12 protein-coding genes are annotated in these 11171 nt (G+C 68.1%); 5 read left to right on the top strand and 7 right to left on the bottom strand.

Going from position 1 to position 11171, the window contains the following annotated elements:
* Positions 1 to 3: 3 nt before the first annotated feature.
* The 4 genes from ACQY4O_RS05565 to ACQY4O_RS05550 all read right to left on the bottom strand — a co-directional run bounded on the left by ACQY4O_RS05565 (position 4) and on the right by ACQY4O_RS05550 (position 3750).
* Positions 4 to 1221 carry a D-alanyl-D-alanine carboxypeptidase family protein gene (locus tag ACQY4O_RS05565; protein ID WP_428375219.1) on the bottom strand — a complete coding sequence of 406 codons (1218 nt, stop codon included), beginning with the start codon at positions 1219 to 1221 and terminating at the stop codon, positions 4 to 6.
* A 27-nt stretch (positions 1222 to 1248) separates the two neighbouring features.
* The gene (locus ACQY4O_RS05560) at positions 1249 to 2112 is read right to left on the bottom strand and encodes a septal ring lytic transglycosylase RlpA family protein (RefSeq protein ID WP_428375218.1); all 864 of its coding nucleotides are present in this window, start codon (positions 2110 to 2112) and stop codon (positions 1249 to 1251) included.
* The gene (locus ACQY4O_RS05555) at positions 2109 to 3092 is read right to left on the bottom strand and encodes a lytic murein transglycosylase (protein ID WP_428375217.1); all 984 of its coding nucleotides are present in this window, start codon (positions 3090 to 3092) and stop codon (positions 2109 to 2111) included. Before ACQY4O_RS05555 ends, ACQY4O_RS05560 begins: the two co-directional genes overlap by 4 nt.
* A 64-nt stretch (positions 3093 to 3156) precedes the next feature.
* Entirely contained in the window at positions 3157 to 3750 is a 594-nt protein-coding gene (locus tag ACQY4O_RS05550; RefSeq protein ID WP_428375216.1) for a hypothetical protein, read from the bottom strand.
* Between the two features lie 350 nt (positions 3751 to 4100).
* On the opposite strand from ACQY4O_RS05550, the gene ACQY4O_RS05545 reads away from it, so the two are divergent.
* Together ACQY4O_RS05545 and ACQY4O_RS05540 are read left to right on the top strand one after the other, a co-directional pair.
* Positions 4101 to 4679: a DedA family protein gene (locus ACQY4O_RS05545; RefSeq protein WP_428375215.1), complete on the top strand. Its 579-nt coding sequence runs from the start codon at positions 4101 to 4103 to the stop codon at positions 4677 to 4679.
* Positions 4676 to 5758, top strand: coding sequence for a D-alanine--D-alanine ligase (locus ACQY4O_RS05540; protein WP_428375214.1), 1083 nt, complete (start codon positions 4676 to 4678; stop codon positions 5756 to 5758). Before ACQY4O_RS05545 ends, ACQY4O_RS05540 begins: the two co-directional genes overlap by 4 nt.
* Before the next feature lie 19 nt (positions 5759 to 5777).
* Here the strand turns inward: ACQY4O_RS05540 and ACQY4O_RS05535 are convergent, their stop codons facing one another.
* Positions 5778 to 6227 (bottom strand): MlaD family protein, encoded by a 450-nt coding sequence (locus ACQY4O_RS05535; protein WP_428375213.1) that lies wholly within the window; start codon positions 6225 to 6227, stop codon positions 5778 to 5780.
* Positions 6228 to 6397: 170 nt separating this feature from the next.
* On the opposite strand from ACQY4O_RS05535, the gene ACQY4O_RS05530 reads away from it, so the two are divergent.
* From ACQY4O_RS05530 to ACQY4O_RS05520, 3 genes are all read left to right on the top strand, one after another.
* The gene (locus ACQY4O_RS05530) at positions 6398 to 7240 is read left to right on the top strand and encodes an undecaprenyl-diphosphate phosphatase (protein WP_428375212.1); all 843 of its coding nucleotides are present in this window, start codon (positions 6398 to 6400) and stop codon (positions 7238 to 7240) included.
* A gap of 11 nt (positions 7241 to 7251) precedes the next feature.
* Positions 7252 to 8019, top strand: coding sequence for a GDSL-type esterase/lipase family protein (locus ACQY4O_RS05525; RefSeq protein ID WP_428375211.1), 768 nt, complete (start codon positions 7252 to 7254; stop codon positions 8017 to 8019).
* Positions 8020 to 8296: 277 nt separating this feature from the next.
* On the top strand, positions 8297 to 9049 hold the full coding sequence (locus ACQY4O_RS05520) for a hypothetical protein (protein ID WP_428375210.1): 753 nt from the start codon (positions 8297 to 8299) through the stop codon (positions 9047 to 9049).
* 11 nt (positions 9050 to 9060) lie between these two features.
* Here the strand turns inward: ACQY4O_RS05520 and ACQY4O_RS05515 are convergent, their stop codons facing one another.
* Complete coding sequence (locus ACQY4O_RS05515) at positions 9061 to 9861, bottom strand: glycosyl hydrolase 108 family protein (RefSeq protein ID WP_428375209.1); 801 nt, start codon at positions 9859 to 9861, stop codon at positions 9061 to 9063.
* Entirely contained in the window at positions 9812 to 11116 is a 1305-nt protein-coding gene (locus ACQY4O_RS05510; RefSeq protein ID WP_428375208.1) for a hypothetical protein, read from the bottom strand. The genes ACQY4O_RS05515 and ACQY4O_RS05510 overlap by 50 nt, the downstream gene beginning before the upstream one ends.
* Positions 11117 to 11171: the final 55 nt, after the last annotated feature.

Genomic DNA, 11171 nt, shown 5'->3' with positions numbered 1-11171 from the left:
CCATCATCCGCCGCCGATGGAGTGCTCGATCACCGCGATGGCGCGGTTCGGCAGGCTGAGGCGCGGCACCGCGACGGAAGCGAACAGCGGGTAGGTCAGATCGGTCGGCCCGGCTCCGGACAGCGTCAGGATCGCCACCTGCGCCCCGGCCGCGACCGGCGCCGGCAGCGGGCTGGCATAATCGACGCGTATCTTGACATGGCTGCGCCAGCCATGCGGCAGGGTCAGCACGACGTCGTCCCGGGTGACCGCCGGCACCACCGGCTGGCGTCCGAGCCAGACCGGGACGGACTGGATGGTCTCGTATCTCGTGAACAGCTTCACGTCCTCGAAGTTGATGAACGCCCAGCCGAGCAGCCGCGCCCCCTCCTCGGCCCGCGCGCGGGACGAGGGCAGCCCGTTCAGCACCATGATGATGCGCCGGCCATCGCGCTCGGAACTCGCGCACAGGCCGAACCCGCCCGCGTCGGTATGGCCGGTCTTGAGCCCGTCGGCGAGCCCCTTATCCACCAGGACGTTCCGGTTGCCCTGGGCGATGTTGTTGAACTTATAGTCTTTTTCAGAAAAGTAGTGGTAGTATTGCGGGTAGTCCTGGATGACGTGGCGCGCCAGCGTCGCGATGTCCCGGGCCGACATGTGGTGGTCCGGATCGGGCCAGCCGGTCGCGTTGCGAAACTGCGTCTTGGTCAGGCCCATGCGCTTGGCCTGCTGGTTCATCAGCACGACGAACTGGTCCTCGGAGCCGGCGATGCCTTCCGCCAGCACGATGCAGGCGTCGTTGCCCGACTGGATCAGCATGCCGCGTATGAGGTCCTCGACGCTGATCTGGCCACCCAGCGGCACGAACATCTTCGAGCCCTGCATGCGCCAGGCCCGCTCGCTGACCGGCAGCGTCTGGTCGAGCTTCAGATGCTGCTCGGCGAGCGCCTGGAACACCAGGTAGGCGGTCATCATCTTGGTCAGGGACGACGGCGGCATCGGTTCGTCCGCCGCCTTCTGCAGCAGCACCGAGCCGGTATCGGCGTCGAGGATGAAGGCCCACCGAGCCTCGGTATCCAGCGGCCCGATCGGCGTGTCCGCAGGGGTGGCCACGACAGTGCCGTCGCCTTCGCCCTCCTCGGACGCATCGGCAGCCTGCGGCTTGGCGTGCGGATGACGGCGTGCCGCGGCACGCTGCAGCGGTATGAGCGTCGCGAGGATAGCAGCGCCGCCGGTCAGCAAGAATCGCCTGGAAGCCAACTGCCGTCCCTACTCTACAACAATACGCGCACCGGTTACCCCGGCCGTGAGGGCCTGGTCCAGTGCCGCGTCGGCCGCAGCTATGGTGGGAAGCGGACCGATGCGCACCATGAAGATCGTCGAGCGCCCGACGCCCTGCTGCCGGACGAACCCGCCGGTGGTCGCAGCGACCCGGTCCGCATAGCGGCGGCCGCTGAACTGTCCGGCGTCGATCCAGAGCTGGCCCGGATCGGCGCCCTGATCGGGCAGCGTGCGGGTGAGACCGCTGGTTCCGGACGCGGGGGCGTCATCGTGGCGTGCGGCTTCGGCCGCCGGCGCGGCCGGTGGCGCGCCGGGCATCAGCGACTGCTCGGCCACGTCGGCGAGCGGCGCCGCGATGACATCCGGCGGCGGTGCTCCCTGGACCTGCTGCAGCAGGCGGGCGCTGGCGGGCATGTCGAGCCGCACGCGCACCCGCCTCGGGAGGCCCGCCATGCCGAGCTCGGCTGCCGCGTGCGGGGTCAACGAGAGCAGGCGGCCGGGCTGCGCCGGGCCACGGTCATTCAGCCGGAGCGCGATCGTGCGGCCGTTCTCCAGGTTCTCGACGCGCACGATGACCGGAAGCTGCAGGGTCTGGTGGGCGCCGGCCAGGGCTCGCGGGTCGTAGGCTTCGCCGTCGGCAGTCAGCCCGGGGCGCCGCTCGGCCGGATCGATGGCAGCGATGCCGGTGGCATCGTAGGACAGCGTCTCCGCCGGATAGAACCAGCAGCCGGCCCCCTGCCACGGCGCGCCGAGGGTATAGCGCGCCGGCAGGCTCCGCGGCGGCGGCCGGTGATGGCAGCCGCCCAGCGCCGGGGCGGTCAGCAGGAGAGCGGCCAGGATCGTCCCTCTCACGTTGCCGCGGTTCCGAGCAGGCCGACCGCGAGGCCGTAGAAATCAGAGGGATTATAGCGCCGGATGGCGTCGAAATTGGCGTACACCATGAAGGCGTCGCCGACGCTGCCGTCGGGTGCCAGCACCGCGCCGCGTATGTCGGCGCGCGAGAAGCGGCTCCCGTCGGCACGTCGCACGCCGAGGGCGCTCCACGCGCCGAGCGTGCGCGGATGCAGGCGACCCAGGATCGCAGCATCCAAGCCGGGCGGCAGGCGCACCACCTGGCCCCAGGGCGCGCCGGGCACCCAGCCGACCTGGCGCAGGTAGTTCGCGATCGAGGCCAGGGCGTCCGGCTCGCTGGTCCAGATGTCCCGCCGGCCGTCGCCGTCATAGTCGACGGCGTAGCGCAGGAACGAGCTTGGCATGAATTGCGGCTGGCCCATCGCGCCGGCATAGCTGCCAAGCATCCGGCCGACCACGACATCACGCTGCTGCAGGATACGCAGGGCGCTCAACAACTCGGAATGGAAGAAACCGGCGCGGCGCCCGTCGAAGGCGAGCGTCGCCAGGGCGTCGACGACACCGAAGCTGCCGATCCTGGAACCGAAATTGGATTCCAGACCCCAGATCCCGACGACGATGCGCGGGTCGACCTGGTAGCGTTGCCACAGGGCGGTCAGCAGTTCCAGGCGGCCGGCGTACGCCTCGCGCGCCGCCAGAAGCTTCTGGTCGCTGAGCACGCGGCTGCGATACTGCGCCCAGGTCAGGGTGAACTCCGGCTGGTGCCGATCGAGTTGCAGGACCTTCGGGTTCGGTTCGCCGAGCCGGAGCGCCTCGTCCAGGATCGCGGCATCGATCCCCAGAGCGCGACCCTGCACCGCGATGTCGCGCAGGAATTGCCCGTAGGTCGCAGACGGAGCCGATGCCGCGGCATGTGCGCCAGGCATCGGGCCGGCGGCCACAGCCGCTCCGGACATTACGAGGAAACGACGCCGTATCATCCGTCTGACCTGCCACAGCCGCCGAGTCGGTAACAACTATGACGTGTGCGGCAGGCGCCGGAAATCAGGTCGGGGCAGGCGATGGTGTCGGCTCCGGGGCGGCGGGACCGGGCTCGGCTGTTGTGATGGCAGGTGCGGGCGTGATGGCAGGCGCCGGGAGCCGGCCTTCGTGGGCGCCGTAGAGCAGGAAGTGCAGGAACGGGTTGAGGCCGGCGGCGACAACATCGGGATACTTGCTCGCATACCAACTGGTATCGAAATACGGGTTGGGGTTGCGTCCCTCGCGAGCGCCGTTGTCGAAATAGTGACGTACCGGGTCGATCCTGGAGGCCGCGACGTCGGGATGCACCGCGCGATACCACTCGCTGTCGAAGATGAGGGCGTTGGTGTCGATCCTGGTGCCGATCTTGGTGGCCAGAGGATCAGCCAGGCGAATCGTCGTCCCCGCGGCCTTCCGACGACGCTGCGGCGCGTCGGCGCGAGCCGTCCTCGCTTGCCGGGCGCCCGGTTCGGGCAAGAGTCCGGTCGTTGCCGGTGGCGCCGGATCAGGCACGATAACGTGCGCAACAGCCACGTCCGGCCCAAGCGAAGCGATCGGGGCACTCCCCTTCGTTGCGGGCCGCGCGTCATCGCGCTTCAGCCGCTTGGCGTTGGCCATTGCATGAACGTCCTGTCCGGTTGTCGAGCACCCTACTCCAAAGGGCGTCCGGAAGCATGGCGTTGTTACGCGCCTAGAAGCGGTTCGAGCATCCGGCAGGCCAGCCCGCCTCGGCATGATCCAGAAATCGCGTGACGGCGCCGGCGACTGCCGATATTCAACGCGGCGATGCGGCGACGTGTGCCATTTCCTGGACACCTCCGTTATTGTTCGCGTTCACGACGTCTGACGGGACATGGAGGCCTGCCATCGCTGCTCGCCCTGCTATCGCTGGTCGCTCCGCTCCCGCCTCATGTCCTGTCGAGGCGCCCGGCTTGTTCCAGCCCGCTGGCTGCCCCGCGTGAGCCTGGATGGTCTTTCTCTCAGTTTCCGCCCTGCTCAAGTCTGCAGGCGCCTCTCCGCTCGCCCAGGCCGTCACGATCATTCTCGGCACCTTCATCCTCGAGGATGCGGCAACCGTGTTGACGGGCATCGAGGTGCAGTCCGGCGGCCTGACGGTCGCGGTGGCGTTGCCGGCGCTCTATAGCGGGATTGTCCTCGGTGATCTCGGCCTCTACGGCCTCGGACGGCTGGCGGCACTGGTGCCGCGCATCAACCGGCTGGTGTCCGCCGAGCGCCATGTCCGCGGACGTGAATGGCTCTCCGGCAAGGTTTTCAGGGTTGTCATGGTCAGCCGCTTCATCCCCGGCGCACGGCTTCCGACCTATACCGCATGCGGCTTTCTCAGAGCGGATTTCGGACGGTTCGTCATGGCGGCGGTGCTGGCGACGTCGGTCTGGACCAGCCTGCTGTTCCTGCTGTCGATGCGGGTCGGCGAGTTGCTGATGCAGCATTTCGGAGCGTGGCGCTGGGCCGGCGCCATCGGCTTCGCCGCGGCGGTGGTGGCGACAGGCCGAATCATCGCGCGGGTTCAGGACGGTTCGACATGAGCGAAGTCGCAGTCGGCGCCGCGGCAGCACCAGCGCCGCGCGAGATGTCGCGCTTCGAATACTGGCCGGGATGGCTCTTCTATACTCCCGTGGTGGCCTGGTGGATCATGCTGGGCCTGCGCCACGGCGATTTCAGCCTGCCGTCGGCGGCCAATCCAGGCATCTCCACCGGCGGCCTCTGCGGCGAGAGCAAGACCTCGATCCTCGACCAGGCCGGTCCCCATGCGGCCGCCTGGATCGCGCCCTACGCCTTGTTCAGGACCGGAGTGGACGACGGAGCGCGCGCGCTGCAGTTGCTGCAGGCCGCCGGGCTCGACTTCCCGCTCGTCGTCAAGCCGGACATCGGCTGCAACGGCACCGGCGTCCGGTTGCTGGAAGACCGCAGTCGGCTCGAGGCGACCCTCGCCGCCTTCGGGCGCGATGTCGACCTGGTGCTGCAGGAGCTGATCGCCTACGAGGGCGAGGCCGGGATCTTCTATGTCCGCAGGCCAGGGGGGGCGCCTGGGAGCATCACTTCGCTGACCCACAAGCAGGCGCCGATCCTGGTCGGTGACGGCCGGTCGAGCCTGCGCAACCTCGTCATGGCCGACAGCCGGACCCGGCTGGTGCCGCATCTCTACCTGCCGCGCCTGCGCGACCGCCTGCACGAGGTCCCGCAAGCCGGCGTTCCGGTTCGGCTGGTATTTGCCGGCAACCACTGCAAGGGCTCGATCTTCTCGAACGGCGCGTCCGATATCACCGCCGCCCTGACCGGCACCATCGAGCGGATCATGGCGGACGTCCCGAATTTCCACTTCGGCCGCATCGACGTCCGCTACCGCAGCCTGGCCGCGCTCCGCCGCGGCGAGGACTTCCGGATCATCGAGATCAATGGCGTCGGCTCGGAGGCGACGCATATCTGGGACGCCTCGACCAGTCTGCGGGAGGCCTATCGCGTGCAGTTCGCGCACTACCGCGAGGCGTTCGAGATCGGTGCGCAGATGCGCGCCAGGGGCTTCAGCAGCAGCGGGGTGCTCACCATGCTGCGCGACTGGCGCAAGCAGCGGCGCCTGATGGCGTCCTACCCGCTGAACGACTGAGACCTGATCAGTTGCCTGATCAGAGGCCGCCGGTGCCGAAGATGTACTGGCTGACCTGCTGCTCGAGGCTGGCCATCTCCTCGGTGTCATGGATGACCGCGCCGGGCTGCAGCAACCGCGACGAACGCCCGGGGGTGATCAGGAGCGCATTGGCGGAGGTGAAGCCGCTGCTGCCGATCCCGAGCCTGGTGTCCTCGGGCAGCTGGTAGCGGTCGTCGATCCGGAACGTCACCCTGGTCACGAACAGCTTCGGATCCAGGGTGATCCCGGTCACGAAGCCTACCGTGACGCCGGCCATGCGCACATCGGCGCCGTCCTTCAGGCCGTTCGCCGACAGGAACACCGACTGCAGGCCATAGCTCGTCGGTATGGCAGTCGCACCCCGGGTTTCCGCATAGGCATAAAAGCCGCCTGCGACCGCGATGACCAGCGTGCTGGCGAGAATCGCCGTGGCACTATGGCGCGCCAAGAGCGTCCGTCCGATCGACCAATGGCCCTGCTCCATCCTGCCGGGAGAGGCTGTACGGTCCGCAAGATAGCGGGTCAAGCCTGGCTGCTTGCGGCTCGACCGCCCCTCTGCTTGCGGCACGCGCGAGACTGCGGCAACAGGTGGCGGACACCGATCGGGACGATCTCCGAATGACCACCCTCCAAGCGCTCATCATTGCCATCCTGCAGGGGGTGACAGAGCTGTTTCCGGTGAGCAGCCTGGGTCACGCCGTCATCATCCCGGCGATCCTGCACTGGTCGATCGACCAGCGGAGCCCCGCCTTCCTGCCCTTCCTGGTGACGCTGCATCTCGGCACCGCGATCGCGCTGCTGGCCTATTTCTGGCGCGACTGGTTCGAACTCGCACGCGGCGCACTCGGGGGCGGTGACCGCGCCATGCAGCGCGAAAGCCGCCACATCCTCCTGCTCATCGTCCTCGCCACCCTCCCGGCGGTGTGCCTGGGCTTCCTGTTCGAGAGCTTCCTGCGGCGGCTGTTCGGCACCCCGCAGATCGCGGCGATCTTCCTGGTGGTCAACGGCGTGCTGCTGCTGGCCGGCGAGAAGCTGCGCGGGCGCAGCGTGGCGGCGAACCACCGCCCGATTGCGACCCTGAACTGGCGCGATGCGATCATCATCGGCCTGTGGCAGTGCCTGGCCTTCATCCCCGGGATCTCGCGCTCGGGGGCGGCGATCATCGGCGGCATCCTGCGTGGCATCGACCACCAGGGGGCCGCGCGCTTCTCGTTCCTGATCGCCACACCGATCATCTTTGCGGCCACGGCCGACCAGATGCTGCATCTGCACACGGCCGGTGCTCCCACGTCCAACTGGGCTCCGGCCGTGCTTGCCGCCATCGTCGCCGGCATCACGGCGTTTGCCAGCACCGCGTTCCTGATGCGCTACTTCCGCTCGCACGAGGACTGGGCCATGAGCCCGTTTGCGATCTATTGCCTGGTGTTCGGCGCCGGCAGCTTTGTCTTCCTGTATATCTGAGCCTGACCGGGATGCGTCGGCTGGCATCGAACTGCCTGAGCGCAATGATGGGCCTGCTGCTGCTCGGTGCCGCGCCGGCATCCATCGCGACCCGACCGATCTCCCGGCTGGCGACACCATGGTGGAGGCAGCGCTTCGAGGCGAAGCAGCGCGAGCTGGGCAAGCGCGTCGATCTGCTCTGGCTGGGAGACTCGATCACCCAGGACTGGGAGCGGACGGGGCCGGAGCCGTGGCGCAATTTCGCTCCGATCTGGCAGCGATACTATGGCGACCGGAATGCGGTGAACCTCGGCTTCAAGGGCGACAGCACCTGCCACCTGCTGTGGCGGCTTGAACATGGAGAGCTCGACGGGGTGCACCCGCGCGCCGTCGTGCTGCTCATCGGGGCGAATAATTTCGGGCACATCCACACCGATGCCGCCGCGACCTTTGCCGGCATCGGGGTAATCCTGGATCTGCTGCACGACCGCCTGCCGGAGACACGGGTCCTGCTCATCGGCGTGCTGCCGTCGATCCGGTCGCCATGGGTCACCACGAACACGCTCAGGCTCAATCGCGAGCTGTCGGGCTTCGCTGCCGCCAACCGCACGTGGGTGAGCTTCGTCGACGCCGCGCCGCTGTTCCTGCAGGCCGGGCGTGTCGCCCCGGATCGCTTCATGGACTCGTTGCTGACGCCGCCGGATCCGCCCCTGCACCCGACGGCGCAGAGCCAGGCGGCCCTTGCCGCCCTGATCGAGCCGACGCTGGCGTCGCTGCTGGGCGACCGCGAGCATCACTGAGCGCGATAGCGGCCTTTGCGGTTAGAGCCTGTTTGAAAACGCCTGATGCTGGATGAGAGCGGCCTGCAAGGCCGCGCCCGGCGTGACTTTCCGGGCACCGCAGCGCAGCGGCCATCTGGCCGTGAGCAGTGGAGCGCAGGAAAGATGCGTCGGATCGCCAGCAGCAGGCGTTCGCAACAGGCTCTTAGCGATCTGGTAACCTTTGGCGGCTAGATCATGGCCGAGCGAGCATTCGATGCTGCTTCGCATCCTCATCTCGGAAGGGAACGGCCCGCGGATGCGCCCCCACCTGTTCCTTGCAACACCCTGCTACGGCGGCGTCGTCACCCAGGGCTACATGCAGTCGGTCATCGGCGTGATGCGGCGCGCCTCGCAGGATGGCTACGACGTCACGCTGGGTTTGCTCGGGCAGGACGCCTTGATCACGCGCAGCAGGAACACGCTGCTCGCGCATTTCATGGCCCTGCAGCAGGCCACCCATATTCTCTTCATAGACGGTGATATCAGTTTCGATCCGGCGCTGGTGCATGGCCTACTGTCGTCGGGCAAGCCGTTCTGCGCCGCCTCCTACCCGCTCAAGAGCCAGTACTGGGATGCAGGAGCCAAGGCGCGCATGCAGCGCGGCGAGCACCCGGAAACGGCAGGACTGCGCTATGTCGGGGAGTTGTGCGTGGGCGCCGAAGCGGAACGCGACGGCGCGCTGGCGACCGCCATCTATGCCGGAACCGGCTTCATGCTGATTACGCGCGGTGTGGTCGAACAGATGATCCAGGCCTTCCCCGAAACCGAATATCGAACCATCCACAGCTACCGGGACGACGCCCTCGACAGATCTCTGCGGCCGTTCGCGCTGTTCGAGTGCATGATCGACCCGATGACGCATACCTATCTCAGCGAGGACTTCGCGTTCTGCAGGCGCTGGCGTTCACTGGGCGGTCAGGTCTGGCTGGATACGCGGTCCCGTCTCACCCATACCGGGCCGTCGGACTTCGCGGGGCGGCCCGACATGGTGTTCGAGGCAGGAGTTTAGCGCAGGCTCTCTTACAATAGGATAGAGCCACAGTTCATCGGCTGCTGCGTTGCCAGCAGGGCAAGCGCGCTGATGCGGCGTCGTGACGACCTGGCCAACCAGCCGGCGCCGTAGGTGGCGAAATTGCTCAACTGGCGGTACGAGAGAATCTGGGCACTCGCCAGTACCAGCACAGCGAGATGGATGCGCAGATCGGGCCTGTTCTGCAGTGCCGCAAGCGTGAGAGGTCCGGCGATGCCGTCGACATGCAGGCCGAGCATCGCCTGAAGTGTCGTGACGTCTGCAAGCGAGATGCCACGCAGCCAGATCGGCAGCGGCACCGCGACCAGCGCGGCCGCAAGGGCTGCGCCATCCGCGGCGTCCAGGCAGGACGGCTGCAGGCAGAGGCTGCGCAGGAAGATATTGACAGAGGTCAGGCAGCCCCGGTTCCAACCAAAGTCGAACACCATGAGATCGAGTCCGGAAGGCAGAATGGGGCAATGCATCGGCTGCCAGTACTCGTCCAGGGCGATCGCCTCGTAGGTCGCCAGCGGCAGTGCGCGCATCAGCGCCGCCGTCACCTTCGTGCTGGCGCCGAACCAGCGCTCCAGGGCAGGCGCGCCAACCCCCATGTTCGATCCGATCAGCGCGCCGACCCCGGTCTGCCCGCTGGTCCAGTTGCCGGAATCGCGCGGATCCGAGACATATCCGCCCTCTTCCGCCTGGGTAAACGCAGTGCACGCGGCAAATTCGGAAATCATGGCTTGACCTCTTGATTGATGGTCACGATCTGGGATTGCCCGGCCATTCGAGGATGACGAGCCCGTCGGCACCTTGTCCCCCTGCACCGGACGCGCCGCCGGAGCCGCCGCCGCCGGGCCAGCTCCCGGGCACGCCGCCACCGCCTGCGGTGTTGGCGTAGCCGGCAGACGTCCCGAAGCTGCCGCCACCGGCGCCCCCGATCGAGGTCCCCCCGGCGAGGTATCCCGGTTGGCCCGAGCCGGTCCCGGGATTGGACAAAGCGGCCAGCTGCAGGACAGCGTCGCTGCCTGGCGTGCCACCGCCGCCCGCTTGCCCGCCACCGCCATTGCCGCCATTGCCACCGCCGAAGACCGACAGGAGGCCGCCGAAGCCGCTCGGGGTGACGGCCGCGGCTGCGGTCGCGCCCGCACCGACGACCACCGCGTACGTCTCCCCCTGAACCACATCCAGCAGCACCTCGAGATAGCCGCCGCCGCCGCCGCCGCCGCCAGGCGCGCCCGCTGATCCCACACCGCCGGCGCCGCCTGCTCCCCATCCCCTGAACAGGATCTGCGACACGCCCACGGGGCACGCCCAGGAGTAGGTTCCTGCACTGGTCCAGACGGCGCGCGCGCGACGACCGGCGTTGGCGACGAACGCGGTGGTTGCCAGCAGCGTGCTGGCATCGCCTGCCGCGGCGGTAGGAGCGGTCGGCGTCCCGGCAAATCCCGGCGAGAGCAGCGGTGCTGCCTGCGGCAGCTTGACCGCGATGAACGGCGCGCCGGGCGCCACGCTGATCATCCCCGGCAGAACCGAGGATGCGCCGGAGGGTATGGTCACGTTCCAGAGCGGGACCGCACCGGGCGGAAGCACCCCGGCCGCGGTTGTGCCGAAGACGATACGTTGCCGAAGGATGCTCGCCTGCGGCTCGCCATCGCCGCCCGGACCGATGAGCGCCTGCGCAGGGTTGGCGGCGTTGTAGTATCGCACCGGAGCGTTGCCGGCGGCGCTCTCGGCTACCGCGCCGGAGATCAGGAACGCGCCCGGACCACCGAGCGCCACGACGACCGGCGACGTGTTGATGCCGGCCTTGACGAGCGGATCGCCATCCGGTGGCAGCGCGCCGACATATCCGGCATCGACCACGGTCGGAAAGGTAAGACTGCCGGCGGCCAGCGAGACCGCGAGCCCACTCGCCGGGGTGCATGCGAGACCGTCCGCATAGGAGCCACCGTCGCCGACGAGCATCTTGGCGAGATATCCGAGGCCGACCATGGTGTTGCGGGATTGCAGCAACTGGTCGGTGTCGAGCGCGATCGCGCCGGCATAGATGATCTGGCGGTCCATGTCTTGCACGATCCTTCGTATCTCGGATATCGGCCGCGATCTTCGGCTGCCGCGG

The organism is Lichenicoccus sp. (assembly GCF_965277665.1).
Lineage (GTDB): Bacteria > Pseudomonadota > Alphaproteobacteria > Acetobacterales > Acetobacteraceae > Lichenicoccus.
This window is presented reverse-complemented; position numbering and strand designations above follow the sequence as displayed.

Coding starts and splice junctions, on each gene's coding strand:
- ACQY4O_RS05525 (WP_428375211.1), top strand. CDS start 7,252: ATGCGTCGGCTGGCATCGAACTGCCTGAGCGCAATGATGGGCCTGCTG.
- ACQY4O_RS05510 (WP_428375208.1), bottom strand. CDS start 11,116: ATGGACCGCCAGATCATCTATGCCGGCGCGATCGCGCTCGACACCGAC.
- ACQY4O_RS05530 (WP_428375212.1), top strand. CDS start 6,398: ATGACCACCCTCCAAGCGCTCATCATTGCCATCCTGCAGGGGGTGACA.
- ACQY4O_RS05545 (WP_428375215.1), top strand. CDS start 4,101: ATGGTCTTTCTCTCAGTTTCCGCCCTGCTCAAGTCTGCAGGCGCCTCT.
- ACQY4O_RS05550 (WP_428375216.1), bottom strand. CDS start 3,750: ATGGCCAACGCCAAGCGGCTGAAGCGCGATGACGCGCGGCCCGCAACG.
- ACQY4O_RS05540 (WP_428375214.1), top strand. CDS start 4,676: ATGAGCGAAGTCGCAGTCGGCGCCGCGGCAGCACCAGCGCCGCGCGAG.
- ACQY4O_RS05520 (WP_428375210.1), top strand. CDS start 8,297: ATGCGCCCCCACCTGTTCCTTGCAACACCCTGCTACGGCGGCGTCGTC.
- ACQY4O_RS05555 (WP_428375217.1), bottom strand. CDS start 3,092: ATGATACGGCGTCGTTTCCTCGTAATGTCCGGAGCGGCTGTGGCCGCC.